This is a genomic window from Nocardioides panacisoli (assembly GCF_019448235.1).
Classification (GTDB): Bacteria; Actinomycetota; Actinomycetes; order Propionibacteriales; family Nocardioidaceae; genus Nocardioides; species Nocardioides panacisoli_A.
Map to the genome: position 1 here is coordinate 1,569,050 of NZ_CP080409.1, position 24,616 is coordinate 1,593,665.

Annotated in this window: 25 protein-coding genes; 8 read left to right on the forward strand and 17 right to left on the reverse strand. The window is 71.4% G+C overall.

The window, feature by feature from the left end; genetic code table 11:
• Positions 1-5: 5 nt before the first annotated feature.
• The 10 genes from KUV85_RS07730 to KUV85_RS07775 all read right to left on the reverse strand — a co-directional run bounded on the left by KUV85_RS07730 (position 6) and on the right by KUV85_RS07775 (position 10,308).
• On the reverse strand, positions 6-725 hold the full coding sequence (locus tag KUV85_RS07730; RefSeq protein ID WP_219962630.1) for an HAD family hydrolase: 720 nt from the start codon (positions 723-725) through the stop codon (positions 6-8).
• A 10-nt stretch (positions 726-735) separates the two neighbouring features.
• Positions 736-1,302 carry a GNAT family N-acetyltransferase gene (locus KUV85_RS07735; protein WP_219962631.1) on the reverse strand — a complete coding sequence of 189 codons (567 nt, stop codon included), beginning with the start codon at positions 1,300-1,302 and terminating at the stop codon, positions 736-738.
• 7 nt (positions 1,303-1,309) lie between these two features.
• Positions 1,310-3,082, reverse strand: a complete 1,773-nt coding sequence (locus KUV85_RS07740) for a proline--tRNA ligase (RefSeq protein ID WP_219962632.1) — start codon at positions 3,080-3,082, stop codon at positions 1,310-1,312.
• A 64-nt stretch (positions 3,083-3,146) separates the two neighbouring features.
• Positions 3,147-3,995 (reverse strand): GNAT family N-acetyltransferase, encoded by an 849-nt coding sequence (locus KUV85_RS07745; protein ID WP_219962633.1) that lies wholly within the window; start codon positions 3,993-3,995, stop codon positions 3,147-3,149.
• Positions 3,996-4,024: 29 nt separating this feature from the next.
• Positions 4,025-4,408: a DoxX family protein gene (locus tag KUV85_RS07750; protein ID WP_219962634.1), complete on the reverse strand. Its 384-nt coding sequence runs from the start codon at positions 4,406-4,408 to the stop codon at positions 4,025-4,027.
• The gene (ispG, locus tag KUV85_RS07755; RefSeq protein WP_219962635.1) at positions 4,405-5,556 is read right to left on the reverse strand and encodes a flavodoxin-dependent (E)-4-hydroxy-3-methylbut-2-enyl-diphosphate synthase; all 1,152 of its coding nucleotides are present in this window, start codon (positions 5,554-5,556) and stop codon (positions 4,405-4,407) included. Before ispG ends, KUV85_RS07750 begins: the two co-directional genes overlap by 4 nt.
• 48 nt (positions 5,557-5,604) lie before the next feature.
• Positions 5,605-7,005 carry a M50 family metallopeptidase gene (locus tag KUV85_RS07760; protein ID WP_219962636.1) on the reverse strand — a complete coding sequence of 467 codons (1,401 nt, stop codon included), beginning with the start codon at positions 7,003-7,005 and terminating at the stop codon, positions 5,605-5,607.
• Positions 7,002-8,117 (reverse strand): 1-deoxy-D-xylulose-5-phosphate reductoisomerase, encoded by a 1,116-nt coding sequence (dxr, locus tag KUV85_RS07765; RefSeq protein ID WP_219962879.1) that lies wholly within the window; start codon positions 8,115-8,117, stop codon positions 7,002-7,004. The genes KUV85_RS07760 and dxr overlap by 4 nt, the downstream gene beginning before the upstream one ends.
• Before the next feature lie 14 nt (positions 8,118-8,131).
• Positions 8,132-9,115, reverse strand: a complete 984-nt coding sequence (gene meaB, locus KUV85_RS07770; protein ID WP_237690266.1) for a methylmalonyl Co-A mutase-associated GTPase MeaB — start codon at positions 9,113-9,115, stop codon at positions 8,132-8,134.
• A complete protein-coding gene (locus tag KUV85_RS07775; protein WP_219962638.1) occupies positions 9,112-10,308 on the reverse strand; it encodes an acetyl-CoA C-acetyltransferase in 1,197 nt (398 codons plus the stop codon). Before KUV85_RS07775 ends, meaB begins: the two co-directional genes overlap by 4 nt.
• Before the next feature lie 196 nt (positions 10,309-10,504).
• Between KUV85_RS07775 and mce the strand changes: the two genes are divergently transcribed.
• From mce to KUV85_RS07790, 3 genes are all read left to right on the forward strand, one after another.
• A complete protein-coding gene (gene mce / locus KUV85_RS07780) occupies positions 10,505-10,954 on the forward strand; it encodes a methylmalonyl-CoA epimerase (protein ID WP_219962639.1) in 450 nt (149 codons plus the stop codon).
• Positions 10,955-11,093: 139 nt separating this feature from the next.
• On the forward strand, positions 11,094-12,434 hold the full coding sequence (gene ccrA, locus KUV85_RS07785; RefSeq protein ID WP_219962640.1) for a crotonyl-CoA carboxylase/reductase: 1,341 nt from the start codon (positions 11,094-11,096) through the stop codon (positions 12,432-12,434).
• 266 nt (positions 12,435-12,700) lie between these two features.
• Positions 12,701-13,771, forward strand: coding sequence for a hypothetical protein (locus tag KUV85_RS07790; protein ID WP_219962641.1), 1,071 nt, complete (start codon positions 12,701-12,703; stop codon positions 13,769-13,771).
• A 72-nt stretch (positions 13,772-13,843) separates the two neighbouring features.
• Here the strand turns inward: KUV85_RS07790 and KUV85_RS07795 are convergent, their stop codons facing one another.
• Complete coding sequence (locus KUV85_RS07795; protein WP_219962642.1) at positions 13,844-14,803, reverse strand: EamA family transporter; 960 nt, start codon at positions 14,801-14,803, stop codon at positions 13,844-13,846.
• Between the two features lie 48 nt (positions 14,804-14,851).
• On the opposite strand from KUV85_RS07795, the gene KUV85_RS07800 reads away from it, so the two are divergent.
• Positions 14,852-15,400: a CGNR zinc finger domain-containing protein gene (locus KUV85_RS07800; RefSeq protein WP_219962643.1), complete on the forward strand. Its 549-nt coding sequence runs from the start codon at positions 14,852-14,854 to the stop codon at positions 15,398-15,400.
• Between the two features lie 20 nt (positions 15,401-15,420).
• On the opposite strand, the gene KUV85_RS07805 is transcribed toward KUV85_RS07800, so the two are convergent.
• The gene (locus KUV85_RS07805) at positions 15,421-16,206 is read right to left on the reverse strand and encodes an alpha/beta fold hydrolase (protein ID WP_219962644.1); all 786 of its coding nucleotides are present in this window, start codon (positions 16,204-16,206) and stop codon (positions 15,421-15,423) included.
• 79 nt (positions 16,207-16,285) lie between these two features.
• Here KUV85_RS07805 and KUV85_RS07810 point away from each other — a divergent pair, with 79 nt between their 5' ends.
• A complete protein-coding gene (locus KUV85_RS07810; protein ID WP_219962645.1) occupies positions 16,286-16,738 on the forward strand; it encodes a DUF4189 domain-containing protein in 453 nt (150 codons plus the stop codon).
• A gap of 36 nt (positions 16,739-16,774) precedes the next feature.
• Here the strand turns inward: KUV85_RS07810 and KUV85_RS07815 are convergent, their stop codons facing one another.
• Complete coding sequence (locus tag KUV85_RS07815) at positions 16,775-17,944, reverse strand: 3-hydroxyacyl-CoA dehydrogenase NAD-binding domain-containing protein (protein ID WP_219962646.1); 1,170 nt, start codon at positions 17,942-17,944, stop codon at positions 16,775-16,777.
• Positions 17,945-18,187: 243 nt separating this feature from the next.
• Here KUV85_RS07815 and KUV85_RS07820 point away from each other — a divergent pair, with 243 nt between their 5' ends.
• From KUV85_RS07820 to KUV85_RS07830, 3 genes are all read left to right on the forward strand, one after another.
• Positions 18,188-19,867, forward strand: a complete 1,680-nt coding sequence (locus KUV85_RS07820) for a class I SAM-dependent methyltransferase (RefSeq protein WP_219962647.1) — start codon at positions 18,188-18,190, stop codon at positions 19,865-19,867.
• 51 nt (positions 19,868-19,918) lie between these two features.
• Positions 19,919-20,605: an endonuclease NucS gene (nucS, locus tag KUV85_RS07825; RefSeq protein WP_219962648.1), complete on the forward strand. Its 687-nt coding sequence runs from the start codon at positions 19,919-19,921 to the stop codon at positions 20,603-20,605.
• Positions 20,606-20,788: 183 nt separating this feature from the next.
• Positions 20,789-21,442: a DUF952 domain-containing protein gene (locus KUV85_RS07830; RefSeq protein ID WP_219962649.1), complete on the forward strand. Its 654-nt coding sequence runs from the start codon at positions 20,789-20,791 to the stop codon at positions 21,440-21,442.
• Here KUV85_RS07830 and KUV85_RS07835 read toward each other — a convergent pair.
• The 4 genes from KUV85_RS07835 to KUV85_RS07850 all read right to left on the reverse strand — a co-directional run bounded on the left by KUV85_RS07835 (position 21,428) and on the right by KUV85_RS07850 (position 24,609).
• Positions 21,428-22,348: an FAD-dependent oxidoreductase gene (locus tag KUV85_RS07835; protein WP_219962650.1), complete on the reverse strand. Its 921-nt coding sequence runs from the start codon at positions 22,346-22,348 to the stop codon at positions 21,428-21,430. The two genes, KUV85_RS07830 and KUV85_RS07835, sit on opposite strands and share 15 nt — an antisense overlap.
• Positions 22,349-22,361: 13 nt before the next feature.
• Positions 22,362-22,886 carry a ferritin gene (locus KUV85_RS07840; protein ID WP_219962651.1) on the reverse strand — a complete coding sequence of 175 codons (525 nt, stop codon included), beginning with the start codon at positions 22,884-22,886 and terminating at the stop codon, positions 22,362-22,364.
• Between the two features lie 62 nt (positions 22,887-22,948).
• Entirely contained in the window at positions 22,949-23,137 is a 189-nt protein-coding gene (locus KUV85_RS07845) for a hypothetical protein (protein ID WP_219962652.1), read from the reverse strand.
• A gap of 80 nt (positions 23,138-23,217) precedes the next feature.
• Entirely contained in the window at positions 23,218-24,609 is a 1,392-nt protein-coding gene (locus KUV85_RS07850; RefSeq protein ID WP_219962653.1) for an NAD-dependent succinate-semialdehyde dehydrogenase, read from the reverse strand.
• Positions 24,610-24,616 lie beyond the last annotated feature (7 nt).

Sequence of the window (24,616 nt, forward strand, 5' to 3'; positions counted from 1 at the left end):
CGGACTCAGGTCCAGTCGCGCACCACGGCGTGGAGGTCGGCCAGTCGGTCGATGACGGCGTCGGGCTCGCCCTCGGTGTGCCCGATCTGGGAGGCGGGGATGCTGCTGTGCGGCACGTGGACCGCGCGCATCCCGGCCTGCTGTGCTCCCCACACGTCGTCGTAGAGCCGGTCCCCGACGTACACGCACCGGGTCGCGTCCGTCGCGCCCGCGGCCTCCATCGCGGCCTCGAACGCCCGCGGTGACGGCTTCGTCCACGGCACCTCGCTGGTGTAGACGTCGCCGTCGATCAGGTCCAGCACACCGTCGCGGGCGAAGAAGTCACGGTGCCAGGCACGCGGCCAGATGGTGTTGGAGAGGACACCGACACGGATGCCGTCGCCGCGCAGCGACTCCCACAGGGGTCGCACGTCCGGGTCGGTGAGGGTGTGTGGCTCCCAGAACTCGTAATAGGCACTGAGCAGGGCGGGATCGTGGTCCAGGCCGGCCGCGTCGAAGAGGTCGTCGATGCGGGCGCTGCGCTGCTCGTCACGGCTGCGGCGCCAGACCTCGGCACCGGCCTCGTGCAGCCGGGCCGCCCACGCGTGGTGGTCATCGGCCCCGGTCGGGGTGGCCGCCACCGCGTGCGCCAACGCCAGTGACTCGGCGTGGAAGTCGATGTCGTGCCAGCGGGTGAGGGTGCCGCCCCAGTCGAAGATGACCGCGTCGATGCCGGTGCTCGCCATGCGGGCCAACCTAACGCCCGCGCCAGTCGGCCGCCGAGACGTGGAAGAGCCGGCTCGGGCCGCCGTACCAGGGGTCGTCGTCGATGACGCCGCGGTCCGCGAGTCCGAGGCGACGCGCGACCGCGACCGACGGCGCGTTGTCGGCGTACATGTCGCACCACACCTCACCGAGCTCACCGCCGCCCAGCACGCGGTCGAGCAGCGCCGTCGCGGCCTCGGTCACGTAGCCGTGGCCGGTGCAGTCGGGGTGCAGGTGCCACCCGACCTCGTGCTCCCCCACGTGGCCGCCCTCGATCCGCTCGAGCCGACTGACGGCGACCGACCCGGCCACCGTGCCGTCGCGCGGCCCGCCGTCGTGGACCTCGATCGCGAGCGTCCTCGCCGGGTGCGGCTTGTCCCGGGACCGGTCGATCCAGGCCCGCGCCGCGTCGAGGTCGGCCATCGGCACGAACGGCGGGTTGGACAGCCAGCGGATCACCTCCATCCGCGAATGGATGTCGAGGACCCGCGGCGCGTCGGCGTGGACGTAGGGCCGCAGCAGCAGTCGCTCGGTCCGGATCGTCGCCGGCACGCTCACCAGCAGATCACCCGCGGACCACGTCCATGACGTGGGCGGCCGCCTCGGCGACGGGCACCTCGGTGCGCTCACCGCTCGCCCGGTCCTTCACCTCGATCGTGCCCTGCGCCAGGCCCTTGCCGACCACGACGATCGTCGGCACGCCGATCAGCTCGGCGTCCTTGAACTTCACGCCCGGGCTCACCTTCGGCCGGTCGTCGAGGAGCACCTCGATGCCGTCGGCCGCCAACTCCTCGGCCAGCTCCTCGGCCGCGTCGAAGACCGCCTGGTCCTTGCCGGTGGCGACCAGGTGCACGTCGTACGGCGCCACGTTGCGCGGCCAGCACAGCCCGATCTCGTCGAGGGTGTTCTCGGCGATCGCGGCGACGGCGCGGGTCACGCCGATGCCGTAGGAACCCATGGTGACGGTGACGAGCTTGCCGTTCTCGTCCAGCACCTGCAGGTCCAGGGCGTCGGCGTACTTGCGGCCGAGCTGGAAGATGTGGCCCATCTCGATGCCGCGTGCGGACTCGAGCGCGCCGTTGCAGCGGGGGCAGGCGTCCCCGTCACGCACGTCGGCGGCCTCGATGGTGCCGTCGGGGGTGAAGTCACGACCCGCGACGAGGTCCAGGACGTGGCTGCCGGCGACGTCGGCGCCGGTCACCCAGCGGGTGCCGGACACGACACGGGGGTCGACCAGGTAGCGGATGCCGCTGGCGGACTCCTCGCCGAGCACGCCCGGCCCGATGTAGCCCTTGACGAGCGCGGGGTGCTCCCGCAGCTGCTCGTCGGTCATCGGCTCGACCTCGATCGGCTCCAGCTGCCCCTCGAGGCGCTTGAGGTCGACGTCGCGGTCGCCGGGGACACCGATGGCCAGCGGCTCACGGGTGCCGTCGGGGTGGTGCAGCACCACCAGCACGTTCTTGAGGGTGTCCGCGGCGCCCCACGGCCGGTCCCCGCGCGGGAACGCCTCGTTGAGGTGGTCCACCAGGGTGGCGATGGTCGGGGTGTCGGGGGTCTGCTCGGCATGCGCGGCGGGCGCGTCGTCGTGGGGCACCGCGGGCGGCGTGGGGACCTCGACGGCCTCGACGTTGGCGGCGTAGTCGCAGCTGGTGCAGCGCACATAGGTGTCCTCGCCGACCTCGGCACGGGCGAGGAACTCCTCCGACCGCGAGCCCCCCATGGCGCCGGAGGTCGCCTTGACCACGACGTAGTCGAAGCCGAGCCGGTCGAAGATCCGCACGTAGGCGTCGCGGTGCCGCTGGTAGGACGCGTCCAGTCCGGCGTCGTCGACGTCGAAGGAGTAGGAGTCCTTCATCGTGAACTCGCGGCCCCGCAGCAGGCCCGCCCGCGGACGCGCCTCGTCGCGGTACTTCGTCTGCACCTGGTAGAGCGCGAGCGGCAGGTCCTTGTAGGAGGAGAACAGGTCCTTGACCAGGAGCGTGAACATCTCCTCGTGGGTCGGGCCGAGGAGGTAGTCGGCCTCCTTGCGGTCCGAGACCCGGAAAAGGGCGTCGCCGTAGTCGGACCAACGGCCGGTCGCCTCGTAGGGCTCGCGCGGGAGCAGGGCCGGGAACGTCACCTCCTGGGCGCCGATGCCGTCCATCTCCTCACGGATGACGTGCTCGATCCGGCGCAGCACCCGCAGCCCGAGCGGCAGCCAGGAGTAGATGCCCGGCGCGGCACGACGGATGTAGCCCGCGCGGACGAGCAGCTTGTGGCTGGGGACCTCCGCATCCGCCGGGTCGTCGCGCAGGGTGCGCAGGAAGGTGGCCGACATCCGGGACACGCGAGCAGTCATGGCCGCAAGGTTAGGACCTCGGCCACTGATCGATCGAACGGGTATCGGCCCGGTGGTCCCGCGGTCAGAACATCACGGTGGCGAAGCGGGCGGTCTCGATGAACCCGACGCTCTCGTAGGCCTGCCGCGCCGGCTGGTTCCACTCGTTGACGTAGAGGGACACCACGGGCGCGACCTCCTCCAGCACCAGCGCGACGACGGCCGCCATGCCGGCCGAGGCCAGGCCTTCGCCCCTCCGGTGGGGCGGCACCCAGACTCCCTGGACCTGGGCGCACTGCGGCGTCGCCCACGCCACCTCGGCCTTGAAGACCACCTCGTCGCCGTCGTAGCGCACGAAGGACCAGCCGCGGTTGATCAGCTGCACGACACGGGCGCGGTAGAGGTCGCCGCTGCCGCGGCTGGTCTGCGGGGAGACGCCGACCTCCTCGGTGTACATCGCCACGCAGGCCGGGTAGAGGGCGTCGAGGTCACCGCGTTCGGAGAACCGGACCTCCGGGTCCGGGGTCACGAGCGGCGCCCGGTCCAGCACCAGGTGGCGCTGGTCCCACCGCAGCTCCCGCGGGGTCCCCCACGCGTCGCCGAGCCGTTCCCAGAAGGGCCGAACGGCCCGCTGGGGCCCGACGATGGTGGACGTGGTGCGGTCGTGGGCGGCCGCACGGTCGGCGAAGGCGACGGCGTCGTCCTCCCCCGCCTGGACCGGCACCAGGTTGGCGGCGGCGTGGCAGGCCGCGACGAGCTCGCCGCCGTCGTAGCGGCCCCACATCTCCCCGCCGAGCCACCGGGGGTCCAGGTTGGTGGTCATCGCGCGGTGGATGGCGAACACGTTCACCACCGGGTCCTGACCGGCCAGCGCGAGGAAGTCGTCGAGGTCCGAAGGCGCCAGCACTCGTACGCCGCCACGTGTGGTCAGCACGTCGCGAGCCTAGGCCATGGGCTGATGGGTCAGCGTCCCGCGCGCAGGGCGCCGCGGATCATCGGCAACTGCAGCGGGAGCCGCGCCAGCGTGGCGGCCTGGAACGCACGGTTGGAGCCCCGGAGTGCGTCGGCGGCCATCTGCACGTTGGCGGGGTACACGCCCACGAGGAGGGCGGCGCTGGCCGCCCCCGCGAGCCGGCGGGTGGGGCGGAACACCATCCCCAGCGCACCGGCGATCTCGGCCACGCCGGACCACACGATGACCTCGCGGTGGGCCGGCACCCAGGCGGGCATGGTGGGTTCGAACACCTCGGGCTTGACCAGGTGCACCACGCCGGAGACCAGGAAGGCTCCGACGACCACCTTGGCGTCGCGCTCCAGGGGCGCGGGCGGGGACTTGCGGCGGCTCACGAGACGCTCACCTCGGCGCCTGCGCCCTCGACGGACTCCATGTCCTCGGCGATGCGCATGGCCTCCTCGATCAGGGTCTCCACGATCTTGGCCTCCGGCACGGTCTTGATGACCTCGCCCTTGACGAAGATCTGGCCCTTGCCGTTGCCCGACGCGACTCCGAGGTCGGCCTCACGGGCCTCGCCGGGGCCGTTGACGACGCAGCCCATCACGGCCACGCGCAGGGGCACCTCGAGGCCGTCGAGGCCGGCGGTGACCTCGTCGGCGAGCTTGTAGACGTCGACCTGCGCACGGCCGCAGCTGGGGCAGGACACGATCTCGAGGCGGCGCGGTCGCAGGTTGAGCGACTCCAGGATCTGCTGGCCGACCTTGACCTCCTCCACCGGCGGCGCGGACAGCGAGACGCGGATGGTGTCGCCGATGCCGTGGCTGAGCAGTGCGCCGAACGCGGTGGCGGACTTGATCGTGCCCTGGAAGGCCGGACCGGCCTCGGTGACGCCCAGGTGCAGCGGCCAGTCCCCGGCCTCGGCGAGCAGCTCGTAGGCGCGCACCATGACGACCGGGTCGTTGTGCTTGACCGAGATCTTGAAGTCGTGGAAGTCGTGCTCCTCGAACAGGCTCGCCTCCCACACCGCCGACTCGACCAGCGCCTCGGGCGTGGCCTTGCCGTACTTCTCCAGCTGGCGCTTGTCGAGGCTGCCGGCGTTGACGCCGATCCGGATGGAGGTGCCGTGGTCCTTCGCGGCCGCGGCGATCTCACGCACCTGGTCGTCGAACTTCTTGATGTTGCCCGGGTTGACGCGCACCGCGGCGCAACCGGCCTCGATCGCGGCGAAGACGTACTTGGGCTGGAAGTGGATGTCGGCGATGACCGGGATCTGGCTGTGCTGGGCGATCTCCGGCAGCGCGTCGGCGTCCTCCTGGCGGGGACAGGCCACCCGGACGATGTCACAGCCGGCAGCGGTCAGCTCGGCGATCTGCTGCAGCGTGGTGTTGACCTCGTGGGTGGGCGTCGTGGTCATCGACTGCACCGAGATCGGGTGGTCGCTGCCGACCCCGACCTTGCCGACCTGGATCTGCCGCGTCCTCCGACGCGGGGCCAGCACCGGCGGGGGTGCCTCGGGCATGCCCAGGCTGATCTCGCTCATGGGCCCAAGGCTACTGCCGGCGCCAGCGCCGGGCCGACTCGGCAGGGGTCACCCGTAGAGGCTGATCGGCACCACGAAGTCGGCCACGATCAGCACCACGCCCATCACCAGGATGCCCGCGGCCGCGACGTACGCCACCGGCAGCAGCTTGGCGGCATCCACGTGGCCCGGGTCCGGGCGTCCTCGCAGCCGGGCGAACCCGCGCCGCAGCGCCTCCCACAACGCGCTCGCGATGTGGCCGCCGTCCAGGGGCAGCAGCGGCACGAAGTTGAACAGCCCGATGAAGAGGTTGAAGCCGGCGATGAGGCTGACCAGGAACGCCGCCTTGTCCGCGACCGAGGGCTCGGTCGCGGCCGTTGCCTCGCCGGCCAGCCTGCCGCCGCCGACGATGCTGACGGGGCTGTCGGCCGCACGCTCCTGGACACCGACGATGGCCTTCGCGACGTCCCACACCTTGACCGGCAGCGTGGCGAGCGCCTCGACGGTGCGGACGGTCATCTCGCCCATGCGCTCCAGGGTGAACAGGGGGCCACCCCGGGTGACGATCTCCTGGGTGGTCGGGCTGACCCCGAGGAACCCGACCTCCACCAGCTCCTCGCCGGTGTCGCCCGTGGGGCGGGCCTCGACGGTGGTGTTCGTGGTGCGGTCCTGCCCCAGCAGCGCGCCGTCGCGTTCGTAGACGATGCGGATCTGACCGGACTCGTTGTCCCGGATCAGGGTGCGGAACTGCTCCCAGCCGGTGATCTCGTAGCGTCCGGTCACCGCACCGTCGGCCAGGGTCTGCAGCTCCACGACCTCGTCACCCGGCTGCAGCCCGAGCTCGCTGGCCGGGCTGGCGGGGTCGTCGGCCCGGCACTCGCGCCCCTCGTCGCTGTAGGGGATCACGCACTCGGAGACCGAGGCCAGCACGGGGCGCCCCTCATCGGCCTCCACGGTCCGCTCGCCGTAGAGCCCGAACAGCGCCAGGAAGCAGAAGAATGCGATGGCGATGTTGACCGACGGGCCGCCGGCCATCACCACGACCTTCTTCCACCACGACATCTTGTAGAACAACCGGTCCTCGTCGCCGGGCTGCACCAGCTCCCACTCCGCCGCGCGGGCGTCGGAGATCAGCTGGGTGAAGAGTCCGGTGTTGGACTTGCGGACCTTGTGGACCTCGTTGCCGTCCTCGTCGTACCCGACGTGCTCGGCCCCGTCGGCCGGGCCGGCCCCGGGCGGGAGCATCCCGACGATCTTGACGTAGCCGCCGAGCGGGATGGCCTTGAGGCCGTACTCGGTCTCACCGCGCTGCGTGGACCAGACCGTGGGGCCGAAGCCGATGAAGTACTGCGTGACCTTCCCGCCGAAGCGCTTCGCGGGGATCATGTGCCCCAGCTCGTGCAGCCCGATGGAGGCGGCGAGCGCGAAGGCGAACACCAGCACGCCGAGCAGGTAGAGCAGTGCGGTCATGACGTCCCTCGTGCGGCGATGGTGGTGGCGGCGGCCTCGCGGGCCCAGGCATCGGCGGCGAGCACGTCCGCCACCGTCAAGCCCTCCTTCGAGGGTACGTCGTGATCGGCTACGACGTCGGCAATCACCTCGACGATGCCGGTGAAGCGCAGCCGGCCCTCACGGAATGCCGCCACGCACACCTCGTTCGCGGCGTTGTAGACCGCCGGGGCGGTGCCGCCACGGGCACCCGCGTCCCGGGCCAGCGCCACTGCCGGGAACGCCACGTCGTCGAGCGGGTCGAACTGCCAGGTCTCCGACCGGGTCCAGTCCACCGGCGGGGCCGCGTCCGGCACCCGCTCGGGCCAGGAGAGGCCGAGCGCGATCGGGATCATCATCGTCGGCGGGCTCGCCTGCACCAGCGTCGAGCCGTCGACGAACTCCACCATCGAGTGGACGACGCTGGTGGGGTGCACGACGACCTCGATGTCCTCGTACGGCACGCCGAAGAGCAGGTGGGCCTCGATGACCTCGAGCCCCTTGTTGACCAGCGTGGCGGAGTTGATGGTGATGACCGGTCCCATGTCCCAGGTCGGGTGGGCCATGGCCTGCTCCGGCGTCACCGTGGCCAGTTCCTCGCGGGTGCGTCCCCGGAACGGGCCGCCGCTCGCGGTCAGGACCAGCCGGCGAACGTCGTGGTGGTGGCCGGTGGTCGGGCCCGACGAGGCCCGCAGGCACTGGGCCAGCGCGCTGTGCTCGGAGTCGACCGGGACGATCTGCCCCGGAGCGGCACGCTCGAGGACCAGGGGTCCGCCCATGACCAACGACTCCTTGTTGGCCAGCGCCAGTGTCGTGCCAGCATCGAGCGCGGCCAGGGTCGGCCGCAGCCCGACGGCGCCGGTGATGCCGTTGAGCACGACATCACACGGACGACCGGCCGCCTCCACCGAGGCCTCCTCGCCGGTGCCGGAGTACGCCGGGGCGAACTCGGCGACCTGCTGCGCGAACAACTCGGGGTTAGATCCCCCGGCGGTGAGGCCGACGACGCGGAACCGGTCCGGGTGGGCTCGCACCAGGTCCAGCGCCTGGGTGCCGATCGAACCGGTGGAGCCGAGGATGACGACGTCTCGCACTGCAGGCACGCGGCTCAGTCTTTCAGGCCGCTCTCCGCCAGCAGCCGGTCGGCTGCCGCGTAGGGGTCGGTCTCCCCCGCCACGACCGCCGCCGCCAGCTCCTCGACGTCGTCGGTGCCCAGCTCACCCCAGCGCTCGCGCAGCGTGGTGAGCGCGATCGCCTCGACCTCCTCACGGGTCCGCCGCACCCGGCGCCGGGTCAGCTCGCCGGAGTCGGTCAGGTGGGTGAAGTGCGCAGCCAGCGCGTCCACCACCTCGTCGGTGCCCGTCCGGTCGGTCGCGGTGGTCATCAGCACCGACGGCCGCCACGCGCCCTCGGGCCGCTCGGCCAGCGACAGCATGTTGCGCAGGTCGCGCCGCACCTGGCGCGCGCCGTCACGGTCGGCCTTGTTGACGACGTACACGTCGCCGATCTCGAGGATGCCGGCCTTGGCTGCCTGGATGCCGTCGCCCATGCCCGGGGCGAGCAGCACGATCGTGGAGTCGGCCCGGCCGGCGATCTCGACCTCGCTCTGGCCGACGCCGACGGTCTCGACCAGGATGACGTCGTACCCCGCCGCGTCGAGGACGCGCACCGCCTGCGGCGTCGCCCACGACAGGCCACCGAGGTGGCCCCGGGCCGCCATGGACCGGATGAACACGGCCGGGTCGGTCGCGTGCTCCGACATCCGGATGCGGTCGCCCAGCAGCGCGCCCCCGGAGAACGGGGAGGAGGGGTCGATCGCCAGCACGCCGACGCGCAGCCCGCGCGAGCGCAACTCCCCCACCAGGGCACTGGTCGAGGTCGACTTGCCCACGCCGGGCGCACCGGTGATGCCCACGACCTGGGCACCTCCGCTGTGCGGGGCGAGCCGCGACATCACCTCACGCAGCTGCTCCCGGCCGGGTCCGACCTGGGCGTCCTCGACCAGCGAGATCAGCCGCCCGACCGCCCGGGCCTGCCCTTCGCGGGCCCGGGCGACCAGGTCGTCGACGGAGTCGGTACGCCGCACCGTCAGCTGGCGGGAACGCGCAGGACCAGGGCGTCGCCCTGACCGCCGCCGCCACAGAGGGCGGCCACGCCGGTGCCGCCGCCGCGGCGCTTGAGCTCCAGCCCGAGGTGCAGCGCGAGGCGGGCACCGGACATGCCGACGGGGTGGCCCAGCGCGATGGCGCCACCGTTGACGTTGACCTTGTCCTCGTCGATGTCCAGGGCGCGGGCGGAGGCGATGCCGACCGCGGCGAAGGCCTCGTTGAACTCGACCAGGTCGAGGTCGCCGGCGCTGATGCCCTCCTTCTCCAACGCCTTGCTGGTGGCGTTGGCCGGCTGGAGCTGCAGCGTGGAGTCGGGGCCGGCGACCATCCCGTGGGCACCGATCTCGGCGAGGTAGGGCAGGCCGAGCTCCTCGGCCTTGGCCTTGCTCATCACCACGACCGCGCAGGCGCCGTCGGAGATCTGCGAGGCCGACCCGGCGGTGATCGTGCCGTCCTTGCTCACGGGGCGGAGCCCGGAGAGGCTCTCGGCGGTGGTGTCGGCCCGCACGCCCTCGTCCTCGCTGACGGTGGTGTCACCGCGCCGCGAGGAGATCGTGACCGGGACGATCTCGTCGTCGAAGACGCCGTTCTTCTGCGCCTCCGCGGCACGCTGGTGCGACTGGGCCGCGAAGGTGTCCTGCTCCTCGCGGGTGAACTTGTCGCGCTCGGCGTTGCAGCCGTCGGTCAGGTTGATCATCGCCTGGCCGGTGGCCTGGTCGTAGAGCGCGTCGTAGGCCATCGAGTCGACCAGCGCGGTGTCGCCGTACTTGAAGCCCTCACGCGACTTGGGGAGCAGGTGCGGGGCGTTGGTCATCGACTCCATGCCGCCGGCCACGATGATGTCGGCCTCGCCGGCACGGACCAGCTGGTCGGCGGTGGCGATGGCGTTGAGGCCGGACAGGCAGACCTTGTTGATGGTCATCGACGGCACGTTCAGCGGCAGGCCGGCCGCGATGCCTGCGGAGCGGGCCGGGTTCTGGCCGGCACCGGCGAGGATGACCTGGCCCATGATCAGGTAGTCGACCTTGTCGGGGGCCACGCCGGCCTTCTCGAGGGCACCCTTGATCGCGATGCCGCCCAGGTCTGCCGCCGACTGCGACTTCAGACCGCCGAGCAGGCGGCCGATCGGGGTGCGTGCCCCGGCGACGATCACGCTGGGGTTGGCGGTGTCGGACATGGTGCCTCCGAAGGTTTCGAGACGGACGGTTGTCGGTTGCCCGCGAGCCTATCCGCGACGCCGTGGCGCGGCGAGGGTGTCCACGGCTGATCGGTGCGGCACTCGTCACACGACCGCGGGCGACCCCCGGCCGCGTGCGTCTCACTCTCCACCCGTCGGTGGCCGGACCGGCTCGGCCGGGCCACAATGACCCACCATGAGCACCAGCGACGCACTCCCCCAGCACCTCTTCACCGCCATCGACCACGTGGGCATCGCGGTGGCCGACCTCGACGCCGCCATCGCGTTCTACCGCGACACCTTCGGCATGGAGACCGTCCACGAGGAGACCAACGAGGAGCAGGGCGTCCGTGAGGCGATGGTCGCCGTGGGCGACTCCGGGTCGTGCATCCAGCTCCTCGCCCCGCTCAACGAGGAGTCGACGATCGCGAAGTTCCTCGACAAGAACGGTCCCGGCGTCCAGCAGATGGCCTACCGGGTGACCGACCTGGACACGGTCAGCGCCACGCTGCGCGAGCGCGGCGTACGGCTGCTCTACCCCGAGCCCAAGCGGGGCACGGCCAACAGCCGGATCAACTTCGTCCACCCCAAGGACGCCGGCGGTGTGCTGGTCGAGCTCGTCGAGCCCAGCGACGAGGGACACTGACCGTTTGATCTACGTCACACCTGCCGTCCGGGGTCCGGGCGCAGCGCGTGGCGGGCCATCGGCCGCCTTATCCTCACTCCACCAAGGACCTACCGCCCAGTAGCGGTGAACCGGACCGCCGACCCAAGGGAGCACACCCGTGCAGCACATCCTCGACGCCATCCAGGCAGGCGACACCTCCTCGGAGGACTTCGCGAACCTCGAGCTGCCCGAGTCCTACCGCGCCATGACGGTGCACAAGGAGGACGTCGACATGTTCGAGGGCCTGGAGTCCCGTGACAAGGACCCCCGCAAGTCCCTCCACCTCGACGAGGTGCCGCTGCCCGAGCTGGGCCCCGGCGAGGCCTTCGTCGCCGTGATGGCCTCGGCCATCAACTACAACACCGTGTGGACCTCGATCTTCGAGCCGCTCGCGACGTTCGGCTTCCTGGAGAAGTACGGCCGCGAGTCCGAGCTCGGCGCACGCCACGACCTGCCTTACCACATCGTGGGCTCGGACCTGTCCGGCGTCGTGCTGGCCACCGGCCCCGGCGTCACCAAGTGGCAGCCCGGCGACCGCGTCGTCGCGCACTGCCTCTCGGTCGAGCTCGAGGGCCCTGATGGCCACAACGACACGATGCTGGACACCTCCCAGCGCATCTGGGGCTTCGAGACCAACTTCGGCGGCCTCGCCGACGTCGCGATGGTCAAGGCCAACCAGCTCATGCCCAAGCCCGAGCACCTCACCTGGGAGGAGGCCGCCTCCCCGGGCCTGGTCAACTGCACCGCCTACCGGCAGCTGGTCTCGGCCAACGGCGGCAACATGAAGCAGGGCGACAACGTGCTGATCTGGGGCGCCTCGGGCGGCCTCGGCGGCTTCGCCACGCAGTACGCCCTCAACGGTGGCGCGAACCCCATCTGCGTGGTCTCCAACGACGAGAAGGCCGACATCTGCCGCAGAATGGGCGCGGAGATGATCATCAACCGCTCCGAGGAGAACTACCAATTCTGGAACGAGGACCGGACCGAGCAGAACCCCAAGGAGTGGAGCCGGTTCGGCAAGAAGATCCGTGAGCTCACCGGTGGCGAGGACGTCGACATCGTCTTCGAGCACCCCGGCCGCGAGACCTTCGGCGCGAGCGTCTACGTCACCCGCAAGGGCGGCACCATCACCACCTGTGCTTCGACCTCGGGCTACATGCACGAGTACGACAACCGCCACCTGTGGATGAAGCTCAAGCGCATCGTCTCCAGCCACTTCGCCAACTACCGCGAGTCCTGGGAGGCCAACCGCCTCATCAGCCAGGGCAAGATCCACCCGACGCTGTCGCGGACCTACTCCCTGGAGGAGACCGGCCAGGCGGCCCTGGACGTGCACCACAACAAGCACCAGGGCAAGGTCGGCGTCCTCTGCCTCTCCCCCGAGGAGGGCCTGGGCGTCCTGGACCACGACAAGCGGTCCAAGCACCTGGACCAGATCAACGCGTTCCGCGGCCTCTGAGGTCATCGAACGCGACACGCGGGGGTACGCCGGACCGGGCCGGCGTACCCCGGCGCACTCGAAGGAAATTCCCGGCGAAACCGTGCGGTGCGGCTGGGTTCTCCTTGTCCCATCGGTGATGATTGCCCCGTTGCACCCCAGTTGCACACCAGCACACGCGGAGGGACGCCATGGGTGATGAACGACTGTCCATCTTCAACGATCCGTCGGACGAACCTGCGCACTCCTCATCCCGTTCCCACGACAGGACCCAGGTGATACCGACCGTGGCCCCGACCGCGCCGACCCCGAAGAACCCACCCTCGCTCCCCACCGTCCGCAAGGGTGGCTACGACCAGGCCGCCGTCGACGAGGCGATCCGCCGCCTCTCCAGCGACCACGCCACCACCGCCGCGCAGCTGGGTGAGGCCCACGAGCGCATCAGCGCGCTCGAGAAGCAGGTAGCCGACAGCAAGCAGCAGCTCGCGGAGGCCGAGAACCCCTCCTACGCCGGCCTCGGCAGCCGCGCGTCCTCCCTGCTGGCGATGGCCGAGCAGGAGGCCGAGGAGATCCGCGCCGTCGCCGAGCGCGAGGCGTCGGAGATCCGCGACCAGGCCACCCTGGACGCCAACGCCGTGCGCGCGGCCGCCGCCCGGGAGGGCGACGACATGCGCGCCGTGCAGTTGCAGGAGCTGGACGAGACCCGCAACCGGATGCTCGGCGACGCCGAGCAGGAGCGCACCCTCGCCCGCAGCGAGGCCGTGGACCTGAAGTCCAGCGCCAAGCGGGAGGCCGACCAGCTGCGCCTCGCGGCCGAGCAGGAGACCAGCGAGCTCCGCCAGCGCGCCCAGCGCGAGGCGGAGCAGACCCGCGCCGCCGCCGACCGCGAGGTGCAGGAGGCGCGTCGCGCGCTCGCCCTGGAGAAGGAGCGGCTCGCCAAGGAGGCCAGCGAACACCACGACTCCGCGCTCGCCGAGACCCAGCGCCTGGTCGAGGAGGCCGAGTCGCGCGCCAACTCCGCCGAGGAGCGCGCCTCCGAGGCCAGCAAGCAGGCCGCCGAGACACGGACCTCCGCCCAGCGCGAGGCCGACGCGATGATCACGCGGGCACGCCGCGAGGCCGAGCAGATCGTGACCTCCGCACGCACCCAGGCCGAGGCGATCACCGCAGGCGGCGAGGCGGAGACGCAGCGCAAGCTGGCCGCGACCAAGGCCGAGCTGGACCGGCTCACCAAGCGCCGCGCCGCCATCACCACCCAGCTGACCTCGCTGGCCGACCTCGTGGCCGGGTTCGGCGACGAGGAGCCGGCCGAGGACGAGGGCGAGTCGGACGAGTCCGCGGAGGGGCAGGGCTCCTGAGGCGACGGCGTACGACGCGACTGACGGCCTGACCCCACGTCGGGGTCAGGCCGTCGGTGCGTGTGGCGCCGGTCAGGCCGAGAGGGGCTCCTCGCGCACGACCGTGCGCTCGCCCGCCTTGACCGCAACCACGCCGAGCAGGATGAGCACCCCGCCGACGAACTGCCAGCCGCTGGGCAGCTCACCCAGCAGGAGCCAGGCGAAGATCACCGCGGCCAGCACCTCGTTGAGCCCCACGAACGAGGCGAGCCGCGAGCCCAGGCGCCTTCCGGCGGCGATGCCACTGGTGTAGGCGACGGCGGCCGTGACGATGCCGAGCAGCAGCAGCGGCAGCCACCACGACGTCTGCACCCCGGCGTAGCTGACCGGCAGGTCGGCGGCGTGCATCGGCAGCACGCCGGCGACCGCGAGGACGCCGAGGAGCGCCGACCCGACCACGAGGCCACCGGCGGCCAGCGTCAGCGGCGGCAGCCCGTTGGTCTCGTCGGCGGAGATGACGAAGTACACCGCGCAACCGACCATCGCGCCCAGCGCCCAGGCCGTGCCCAGCAGGTGGAAGTCACCGCCGGAGAAGATCTCGATGACCAGCAGCAACCCAACGCCGGCGACCGCTGCGCCGGCCAGCGTGACCGGCCCGGGACGCTGGCCGTGGCGCAGCCACATCCACGTCACGACCGCCGCGGGCGCGGTGAACTCGATGAGCAGCGCGGGCCCGACCTGGAGGTACTGCACCGCGGAGAAGTAGCAGAACTGGGCGCCGGCGACGCCGGTCAGGCCGTAGAGCAGGATCGTCGGCGCGTTGCGCGCGAGCAGGCCCCAGCGCCCACGGAGGGCGGCCAGGCCGAAGGGCACGACGACGAGCGCTCCCAACGCGATGCGCACCAGCACCACGGCGCCGGGGCTCCAGCCACTGTCGAGCAGCGGTCGCGCCAGCGCCCCCGACACCCCGAAGGACACCGCGGACAGCGCGGCGAAGCCCAGTCCGGCAGCGGTGCGGGCAGGCGGCGTCACCGCCGCGGTGTCATGAGTCATCGTCGTCATGGTTCCTTACACTACGACTCGATGACGTAACCTGTCAACATGACATTCGCCCATGACGTCGAGTCGGGGCTGCAGAGCGCCGTGTGGCTGGCCAACTCCGACGACGAGCCCGACGCACTGACCACCACCGCCGACCTCGCCACGTTCTTCCGCGAGCACGGCTACAGCGGCCGCATCGACGGCACGCGGGCCGAGCTGGAGGAGGTGCGCGCCCTCCGCCCCCGCCTCCGCGAGGTCCTGGTCGCCGACGAGGTCCGGGCCGTCGCCCTGGTCAACGAGATGCTGGTCGAGGCCAGCGCACTCCCCCAGCTCGTGCGCCACGACGGCCACGACTGGCACGTCCACGCGGTCGCCTCGGACCGGCCGCTCGCCGAGCGCATCGTGGTCGAGACCGCGATGGCCATGACCGACGTGATCCGGCTCGGGGAGCTCTCACGCCTGGCGACGTGCGCGGACGAGGAGTGCGACGGCGTCGTGCTGGACCTCTCCCGCAACCGGTCGCGCCGGTTCTGCTCCACCGCCTGCGGCAACCGCAACGCGGTCGCGGCCTACCGGGAGCGGCAGCAGTCCCGGTCGGCGACGGACTGAGCCGATCCGGGTCGGTCGCGTCAGTCGGGCGACCGGTCGAGGAAGGCCCGCAGCACCTCGCCGAAGACCTCGGGCCGCTCCGAGTGCACCCAGTGCCCGGCGCCCTTCACCGTCACCCGACGGTTGCGCGGGAACAGCGCGTCCATCGCCGGCGCGTACTCCTCGGTGACGTAGTCCGACTCCGAGCCGCCCAGCCACAGCACCGGGCCGTCGTACGCCGGCACCTCGCCGAGCGCGTCGGAGGGCCAGTCCCCCAGCCGGTCGAGGTCGGCGCGCAGCAGCTCCAGGTTCGGCTGCCAGCGCCACACGCCGTCCTCGCGCCGCAGGTTCTGCAGCAGGAAGCCACGGATGGTGTCGTCGGGCACGGCCTCGCGCAGCGCGGCGTCGGCATCGCCGCGCTGCTCCAGGCTCGCGAGGTCGATGTCGAGCATGGCGTCGATGTAACGGCCGAACTGGCCCGCGCCGGAGTACCGGACCGGCGAGACGTCGACGACGCAGAGGCGCTCGACCAGCTCGGGGTGCCGCAGCGCGAGCGCCATGACGATCTTGCCGCCCAGCGAGTGCCCGACCAACGCGACCGGGTCGGCGGGATCGAGCAACTCGGCGACCAGGTCGGCGGCCTCGAGGAAGTCCCACCGCTGCGTCCACGGCGAGCGGCCGTGGTTGGGGATGTCGACGAGCGTGACCCGGTGGTCGGGCGCGAGCTGCTTGGCGTGCTGGGTCCAGTTGCGACCCTGGCCGAAGAGCCCGTGGCAGAAGACGACGCGACGGCCGTGCTCGCCGTACTCGACTTTGTGGAGCGACACGCGGCTCAGTGTGTCATCGCCGGTCGGCGAGCGGGTAAGTGTGGAGCTGGTTGCCCACGTCCGGCCCGCTGGAGGTCCCATGGCACGCCCACTCAGCCCACGCCGCCTGCGTCAGGCAGTGCTCGCGCTCGTGCTCGTCGTCGCGGCCTCGGTCACCGGTGCCGGCGCCGGCGCGACCCCTCCCGCAGCCGAGGAGGGATGCGCCATGCCGGACTGCTTCGCCGCCGTGGCGTTCAATCCCGCGACCGGCTTCTGGGCCAAGTCGCGCAACCACCCCACCGCGGAGGCGGCGCGGACCGCTGCCCAGCAGGCCTGCACCGACGAGCGCGACCGGCCGGGCCGGTGCCGCGTCCTGCGGACCTCGCGTGGCGCGACCTGCATCGGCGCCGCGATGCGGGTGCGCCAGGGCGCCGTGGTCGCCCACGACACCGCGCTCCGCCAGGGCTACCGCGCGGCCCTCACAGCCGCGGAGGCCGCGCTCGACGGCCCCCAGCGACAGCGCCACCTCATCGCCGGGGTCTGCAACGGCTGACCCCGGCGATCGGCGTGACCGTGGCTCGGCCACGGCTCAGCTGTAGTCGTGGAAGCCCTTGCCGGTCTTGCGACCCAGCTCGCCGTCGGTGACCTTCTGCTGCAGCAGCGGTGCCGGCGCGAAGCCGGGTTCACCGAACTCGGACTGCAGCTCGGTCTGGATGGCCAGGGCGACGTCGTTGCCGACCACGTCGAGCAGCTGGAACGGACCCATGGGGAACCCGGCCTGCTCCTTGATGGCCTCGTCGATGGTCTCCATCGCCACGCCGGACTCGTGCAGCGTGACGGCGTCGTTGAGGTAGGGGAAGAGCAGGCAGTTGACGATGAACCCGGCACGGTCACCACAGGAGACGGCGACCTTGCCGACCTCGGTGCACAGTGCCTTGACGGTCTCGTCGACGTCGGCCGCGGTGTCCTCGGTGGTGACGACCTCCACCAGCTTCATGACCGTGGCGGGGTTGAAGAAGTGCATGCCGATGACCGACGCCGGCCGCTGCGTGGCTGCACCGAGCTTGGTGATGGGCATCGATGAGGTCGTGGTGGCCAGGATCGCGCCGGGCTTGCAGATCCGGTCCAGGTCGGCGAAGAGCTCGGTCTTGATGGCGAGGTCCTCGGCGATGGCCTCGACCACGATGTCGACGTCGGCGAGGTCCTCACGCGACGTGCTCGGGGTGAGCCGGGCCAGCGCGGCCGCCTTGGCGTCCTCGTCGATCTTCTCCTTGGCGACGAGCTTGCCCAGACCCTTGTCGACGAAGGAGATGACGCCGTCGGTCTTGTCCTGGCTCCGGCCGACGAACACCACGTCGTACCCAGCCTGGGCGAAGACCTGCACGATGCCCGAGGCCATGGTGCCGGTGCCGACGACGCCGACCCGGCTGACCTCGTGCTGCAGCGCGGGAGCGGCTGCGCCGCCCTCGCCGGCCTCCCCGGCGAGGGTGCGACCCTCGTCGGCGAGCTTCTCCAGCAGGTCCGCGGGCTGGTGCAGCCGATCACCCGTGGCGGCGTACCGCTCGGCGAGCCGGTCGCGCACCGTCGCGGCACCGAGCTCGTCGACCACGGTCAGCGGACCCTTGGGGTAGCCGCAGCCGAACCGCATCGCGTTGTCGATGTCGGTGACCGTCGCGTAGGAGGCCTCGTACATGCGCACCGCGTGGTTGAGGTAGGGCAGGACCAGGGTGGTGAAGATCTGCTCGTTGCTCAGCGTCATGGACGCAGTGTGACATCACCGGGCGGTACCGAGTACCCATCGGTAACTATGCGAGACGGTCCCCGCGGTCCCCTCGGGCGCCTCGTCGCGGTCACCGGTGGTGACCGGGATCGGTTCACCCAGTGTTGACACGGATGCGGTTGCAGCCCCGAGGTGATCTGCCTACGGTCGAACGGGTGCTCGGTCAACGACGATCACTCCTGCGGCACCCCCCGCCAGCATGCCACTGACGAAGGGAGCCAGATGGGCTCGGCAATTGACACGACCACTCCGACCACGGACCCCACCCTGGACGAGCACCAGGAGTTCGGCGCCGATCCGACCGCGGTGCGGGAGTCCGACCACTACACCGCCGAGTACGTCGGCGGGTTCGTCGAGAAGTGGGACGAGCTCATCGACTGGAAGCGTCGCTACGACAGCGAGGGCAGCTTCTTCATCGACCTGCTCAAGCGCCACGACGTCACCTCGGTGCTCGACGTCGCCACCGGCACCGGCTTCCACTCCGTCCGGCTCGTCGAGCACGGCTTCGAGACGGTCAGCGCCGACGGCAGCCCGGAGATGCTCGCCAAGGCCTTCACCAACGGGCGCACGTACGGCGGCCACATCCTGCGGGTGGTCCACGCCGACTGGCGCTGGCTCACCCGCGACGTCCATGCCCGCTTCGACGCCGTCATCTGCCTGGGCAACTCCTTCACCCACCTCTTCTCCGAGCGGGACCGGCGCAAGGCGCTCGCGGAGTTCTACGCCGTGCTCAAGCACGACGGGATCCTGATCCTGGACCAGCGCAACTACGACGCGATCCTCGACACCGGCTTCTCCAGCACGCACACCTACTACTACTGCGGCGAGGAGGTCACCGCCGAGCCCGAGCACATGGACGAGGGGCTCGCGCGGTTCCGGTACAACTTCCCTGACGGGTCCGAGTACCACCTCAACATGTTCCCGCTGCGCAAGGACTACACGCGCCGCCTGCTGCGCGAGGTGGGGTTCCAGCGACTGGAGACCTTCGGGGACTTCCAGCAGACCTTCCGTGCCGAGCAGCCGGACTTCCTGGTCCATGTCGCCGAGAAGTCCTACAGCCCCACCCAGGAGGGCGCGGCGGCGTACTCCCAGGCGGTGAACGTGGCCCGCGACTACTACAACTCCGACGACGCCGACCACTTCTACGCCCAGGTGTGGGGCGGGGAGGACATCCACGTCGGCCTCTACGACACCCCGGACGAGGACATCGCCACCGCGAGCCGGCGCACCGTGGAGCGGCTCGCCGGCACGGTGCGGCTGGGGCCGGAGGCCCGCGTCATCGACGTGGGCGCCGGGTACGGCGGAGCCGCGCGCCACCTCGCGCGGACCTACGGGTGCCACGTGACCTGCCTGAACCTCTCCGAGGTGGAGAACCAGCGCAACCGCGACATGAACCACGAGCAGGGCCTGGCCGACCTGATCGAGGTCGTCGACGGGTCGTTCGAGGACATCCCGTGTGACGACAACTCCTTCGACGTGGTGTGGTCGCAGGACGCGCTGCTGCACTCCGGCGACCGCGTGCGGGTGCTGCAGGAGGTCGCCCGGGTGCTGGCGCCGGGCGGCGAGGTCGTCTTCACCGACCCGATGGCTGCCGACGATGCCGACCGGAGCGGGCTCGAGCCCATCCTGGACCGGCTGCACCTGGAGTCGATGGGCTCGCCCGGCTTCTACCGCCACGAGCTGGGCCGGGTCGGCCTCGGGTCGGTGACCTTCGAGGACCACAGTGACCAGCTCGCGACCCACTACGGGCGGGTGCTGGAGGAGACCGAGCGTCGTCACGACGAGATTGCCGAGCACGTCAGCGAGGAGTACCTCGACAAGATGAAGGTCGGCCTGCGCCACTGGGTCGACGGGGGCCACGCCGGCGACCTGACGTGGGGGATCTTCCACGCGCGCTCCTGACCGCACCCGGCAGCGAGCACGACGACCGCGGGCACGGTAGCCTCGCGCCCCGTGAGACTCGTCGTCGCTCGCTGCCAGGTCGACTATGCCGGCCGCCTGACCGCCCACCTGCCGATGGCCACGCGGGTGCTGATGATCAAGTCCGACGGTTCGGTGCTGGTGCACTCCGACGGCGGCTCCTACAAGCCGCTGAACTGGATGTCCCCGCCGTGCACGCTGCGGGAGGACACCGACGAGGACGGCCGGCCGGAGTGGACCGTCACGGCGGAGAAGACCGACGACACCCTGCGCATCGTCATCGACGAGGTCCTGCACGACGCCACCCACGACCTGGGCGAGGATCCCGGCCTGGTCAAGGACGGCGTGGAGAAGCACCTGCAGGAGCTGCTGGCCGACCACCCGGCGACGCTGGCCGACGGCCTGACGCTGGTACGCCGCGAGTACCCCACCGCGATCGGCCCGGTGGACCTGATGTGCCGTGACGCCGACGGGGTGAGCGTCGCGGTGGAGATCAAGCGCCGCGGGGAGATCGACGGCGTCGAGCAGCTCACCCGCTACCTCGAGCTGCTCAACCGTGACCCCCTGCTGACCGGCAAGGGCGAGGTACGCGGCATCTTCGCCGCCCAGGAGATCAAGCCCCAGGCCCGCGTCCTCGCCACCGACCGCGGCATCATCTGCGCCACCGTGGACTACAACGCGCTCCGCGGCCTGGACGACCCCACCGAGCGCCTCTTCTAGCCCGCGCCGCGCTCCCCCGTGCCGAGTCGGCGTGAACTCGGCTCACGGAACCGCCGAGTCGGCGTGAACTCGGCTCAACGGACCGTCGAGTCGGCGTGAACTCGGCCGACCCGTGGGCGCCGCGCGCGATCGTGAGCCGAGTTGGCGCCGACTCGGCACGGGGACTGCGCCAGACTGTGCCCCATGGGGCCGATCTTCCACCTGACCACGGCAGCCGAGTGGGACGCTGCCCGGGCCGCGGGCAGCTACACCGGTTCGACGCGGGGCCGGAGCCTGGCCGAGGTCGGGTTCGTGCACTGCAGTCGCGGCGACCAGTGGCCGCGGGTGCGCGAGGCGTTGTACGACGACGTGACCGAGCCGCTGGTGCTGTTGAAGATCGACCCTGCCCGCCTCGACGTACCGGTCGTCGACGAACCGGGGATGCCCGGCGGCACCGAGACCTTTCCGCACGTCTACGGGCCGCTGCCGCTGGACGCGGTGACCCGGGTGATCCCGCTCGACGGGGGCACCGGGGTCTCGACAGGCTCGACCACCGGGACCGCCTCGACCACCGGGACCGCCTCGACCACCGGGGACGGCTCGACCACCCGGAACACCTCCACCACCGCGGCCGTGCGGCAGGAGGACTTCGGGCCGATCTTCCTGCGGGAGGTCTTCCGCAACGTGCTGGTGCTCGCGACGCTGCTCGGCTGCGTCGTGGTGGGGTCGATCGTCGGTGATGCCTACCGTGACGACGGGTGGGGTGCGATCGGTGGACTGGTGGCGGGTGCCGTCGTCGGGGTCCCCCTGGCCAGGCTGGTCCACCGGCGGCTCCAGCGGGGCTCAGTCGAGCAGTGAGACCACCTCGTCGGCGCAGCCCCACCCGAGGGTGACGCCAGCGCCACCGTGCCCGTAGCAGTGGATGACGTCCCCGACCCGCTCCAGGCGCACCTCGGGGCGTGCTGGCCGGAGGCCGACCTTGTGCTGGATGACCTTCGCGTCGGCCACCTCGGGCACCAGGCGCGCCGCCCGGGACAGGATCTCGCCGGCCGTCGTCGGGTCCGGCGTGCGGCTCCACTCGTTGTGCTGCTCGGTGCCGCCGAGCACGATGTCGCGCGAGCGCGGGATGACGTACGTCGGCGCACCGGCGCTGGGTGCGAGCCACCACTCCGCCAGGCCCACCTGCTCCACGACGACCACCTGGCCGCGCACCGGCACCACCGAGAGGTCGCCGCCGAAGAGGCGTGAGCCCAGGCCGGTGCAGTTGACCACCACGTCGGCGCCGCCGTCACCGGGCACCGGCAGCGCGGAGAGGTTCATCCGCGTGAGTGTGCCGCCGGCGGCCTCGAGTCGCCCGACCAGCCAGTCCAGGTGCACGGGCATCTCGATCACCGGGGCGGTGAAGCGCCAGCCGTCGACGAACCCCTGCGGCAGGTCCGTGGTGCGGTGGTACGCCCCGATGGTCGAGGCCCACCACGGGTCCGGCTCGGGAGCGCTGAAGGCCTCGGTGCCCTCCCGCAGCGTGACGCCGCTGCGCGGGTCTTCGGCGTCCTCGACGAAGGCCTCGCGGGCGCGCGCGGCCCACGCCGCGACCCGGTCGTGGGGCGCGGCCAGGTAGGGGTACCAGAGCGCGGCCGCCACCGAGGACGTCGTCTCTCGGGGGCGGTCGCGCGCCACCACGTCGACGCGGTGGCCGGCCTCGGCGAGGCGTACGGCGGCCGTGAGGCCGACGACGCCCGCACCGACGACGATGACCCTGCTCATCGCGCTCCCGCGCTCAGGCGCCGGCCTCGGGCGGAGCGGTCGGGTCGGCCTCCTCGCCGCCCTGCTCGCGGGCGACGTACTCCTCGATGTCGTTGATGTCGTCCTTGCTGCGGGTGACGACGGCCAGCAGGTCGCTCATCGTGGCGACCTCCTCGACCTGCTCCTTGACGAACCACGCCATGAACTGGTCGGCGGCGTAGTCGTGCTCCTCGCGGGCGATCTTGACCAGCTCGTTGATCTGGTCGGTGACCGTCTTCTCCTGCTCCAGCGCGAGCTGGACGGGTGCGACGACGTCGGGGAAGTCGGAGTTGGCGGCCGGGATGGCCGGGATCGACACCTCCATGTCGGTGTCGAGGAGGAAGTTGACCATCATCATCGCGTGGCCGCGCTCCTCCATGGCCTGCCCGTAGAAGAACGCCGCCATCTGCGGCATCGTCAGCGCGTCGTAGTAGATCGCGCAGGCGAGGTACTGGTTGTGCGCGGAGAGCTCGTTGCCGATCTGGACGTTGAGCTGGTCGGCGAATCGCGTGGCAGTCATGGCTCCAGCCTAGTGGCGACCGTGCGCGGTCGCCTCCCAGCGAAGGCTCACCGAAGCCCTGATCACGCGGCGACCTTCTCGAGCTTCTTCTTCTTGACCTTCTTGCCGTCCAGCCGCACCAGCTTGCGCCGCTTCACGGTGTAGCCCTCGGGCAGGGTGCCGTCCTTGAGCATGCGGATCGGGCAGCGCTTGCAGCGCGACTTGGAGACGCAGCACTCGATCTTCGGCACGTTCTTCTTGCCCTTGCCCATGCCCGGGACCGTAACACGGCCAAGGTGAGGCTTACCTATTGGTGGTGAGCCTCACCTTGGCCGTGACGCCTGCAGTCTGGTCAGTCCTGCTTGGGGCCGACCCAGACCTGCTGGTGGTTGACGAACTCGCGGATGCCGTGGGGACCGAGCTCGCGGCCGAAGCCGGAGCGCTTCACTCCCCCGCTGGGCAGCCGCGGGTCGGTCTTGACGATGCCGTTGACGGCCACCTGGCCGCTCTCGATCCGCGCGGCCATCTCGACGCCGCGCTCGGCGGTCGTCCACACGCTGGCCGCGAGTCCGTACGGCGAGTCGTTGGCGACCGTGATCGCCTCCTCGGCCGAGTCGACGGGCATGACCACGGCCACGGGGCCGAAGGTCTCCTCCGCGCACGCCGTCATGCCCGGCGTCACGTCGGAGAGCAGGGTCACCGGGTAGAAGTAGCCCTCGCCGCCCGGGACCTCGCCGCCGAAGTGCAGCTTGGCGCCCTGGTCGACGGACTCGGTGACCTGCCGGTGCAGGTTCTGCCGCAGGTCGTCGCGCGCGATCGGCCCGACCTGGGTGTCCTCCTGGCGCGGGTCCCCGACGCGCAGCGCGGCCAGCCGCTCGGCGTACAGCGCGACGAAGTCGTCATAGACCGAGCGCTCCACGATCACCCGCTTGGCGGCGATGCACGACTGGCCGGCGTTGATGATGCGCATCGTGGTGATGACGTCGGCCGCGTGCTCCAGGTCGGCGTCAGCCAGCACGATGGCGGGGTCGGAGCCGCCCAGCTCGAGCACGGACGGCTTGATCTCGCTCGCCGCGGTCGCGGCGACCGCAGCACCGGCCTTCTCCGACCCGGTCAGCGAGACGGCCCGGATCCGGGGGTCACGCAGCGCCCGCTCGGCCAGGTCGTGCCCCATCGGGGCGCTCTGCAGGATGTCGCGCGGCGCGCCGTGCTCCTCGGCGACGCGGGCGATCACCTCACCGATCGCCTCGGCGCAGCCCGGCACGTGGCGGTCGTGCTTCATCACGCACGTGTTGCCGGCCATCAGCGCGGGTGCGCAGAACCGGAAGGCGAGCCAGAACGGCGCGTTCCACGGCAGTACGCCGAGCACCGGCCCGAGCGGCAGGTGCTGGACGTAGGACCGGCTCGCGTCGCTGGCCAGCTCCTCCGGTGCGAGGTACGCCGCCGCGTGCTCGGCGTAGTGCTCGGCGGCCCAGCAGGCCTTCTCGACCTCGCCGCGGGCCTCGGTGATGGGCTTGCCCATCTCCTCGGTCATCAGCAGCGCCAGGCGCTCCTTGTCCTCGCGCATCGCCGCGGCGACGCCGTTGAGCACCGCGGCGCGGTCGGCGATGCTCCACTGCCGCCACGCGTCGTAGGCGCTCTCGGCGCGGGCGAGCACGTCCTCGAGTGCCGCCGCGTCGAGCGTGGGGATCTCGCGCACGACCGTGCCCGTGGTGGGGTCGGTCGCGACGAACGTCTCACTCATTGCGTCC

Coding starts and splice junctions, on each gene's coding strand:
- KUV85_RS07730 (WP_219962630.1), bottom strand. CDS start 725: ATGGCGAGCACCGGCATCGACGCGGTCATCTTCGACTGGGGCGGCACC.
- KUV85_RS07740 (WP_219962632.1), bottom strand. CDS start 3,082: ATGACTGCTCGCGTGTCCCGGATGTCGGCCACCTTCCTGCGCACCCTG.
- ispG (WP_219962635.1), bottom strand. CDS start 5,556: ATGAGCGAGATCAGCCTGGGCATGCCCGAGGCACCCCCGCCGGTGCTG.
- KUV85_RS07760 (WP_219962636.1), bottom strand. CDS start 7,005: ATGACCGCACTGCTCTACCTGCTCGGCGTGCTGGTGTTCGCCTTCGCG.
- KUV85_RS07775 (WP_219962638.1), bottom strand. CDS start 10,308: ATGTCCGACACCGCCAACCCCAGCGTGATCGTCGCCGGGGCACGCACC.
- mce (WP_219962639.1), top strand. CDS start 10,505: ATGAGCACCAGCGACGCACTCCCCCAGCACCTCTTCACCGCCATCGAC.
- KUV85_RS07795 (WP_219962642.1), bottom strand. CDS start 14,803: ATGACTCATGACACCGCGGCGGTGACGCCGCCTGCCCGCACCGCTGCC.
- KUV85_RS07800 (WP_219962643.1), top strand. CDS start 14,852: ATGACATTCGCCCATGACGTCGAGTCGGGGCTGCAGAGCGCCGTGTGG.
- KUV85_RS07810 (WP_219962645.1), top strand. CDS start 16,286: ATGGCACGCCCACTCAGCCCACGCCGCCTGCGTCAGGCAGTGCTCGCG.
- KUV85_RS07815 (WP_219962646.1), bottom strand. CDS start 17,944: ATGACGCTGAGCAACGAGCAGATCTTCACCACCCTGGTCCTGCCCTAC.
- KUV85_RS07820 (WP_219962647.1), top strand. CDS start 18,188: ATGGGCTCGGCAATTGACACGACCACTCCGACCACGGACCCCACCCTG.
- KUV85_RS07830 (WP_219962649.1), top strand. CDS start 20,789: ATGGGGCCGATCTTCCACCTGACCACGGCAGCCGAGTGGGACGCTGCC.
- KUV85_RS07835 (WP_219962650.1), bottom strand. CDS start 22,348: ATGAGCAGGGTCATCGTCGTCGGTGCGGGCGTCGTCGGCCTCACGGCC.
- KUV85_RS07840 (WP_219962651.1), bottom strand. CDS start 22,886: ATGACTGCCACGCGATTCGCCGACCAGCTCAACGTCCAGATCGGCAAC.
- KUV85_RS07845 (WP_219962652.1), bottom strand. CDS start 23,137: ATGGGCAAGGGCAAGAAGAACGTGCCGAAGATCGAGTGCTGCGTCTCC.
- KUV85_RS07850 (WP_219962653.1), bottom strand. CDS start 24,609: ATGAGTGAGACGTTCGTCGCGACCGACCCCACCACGGGCACGGTCGTG.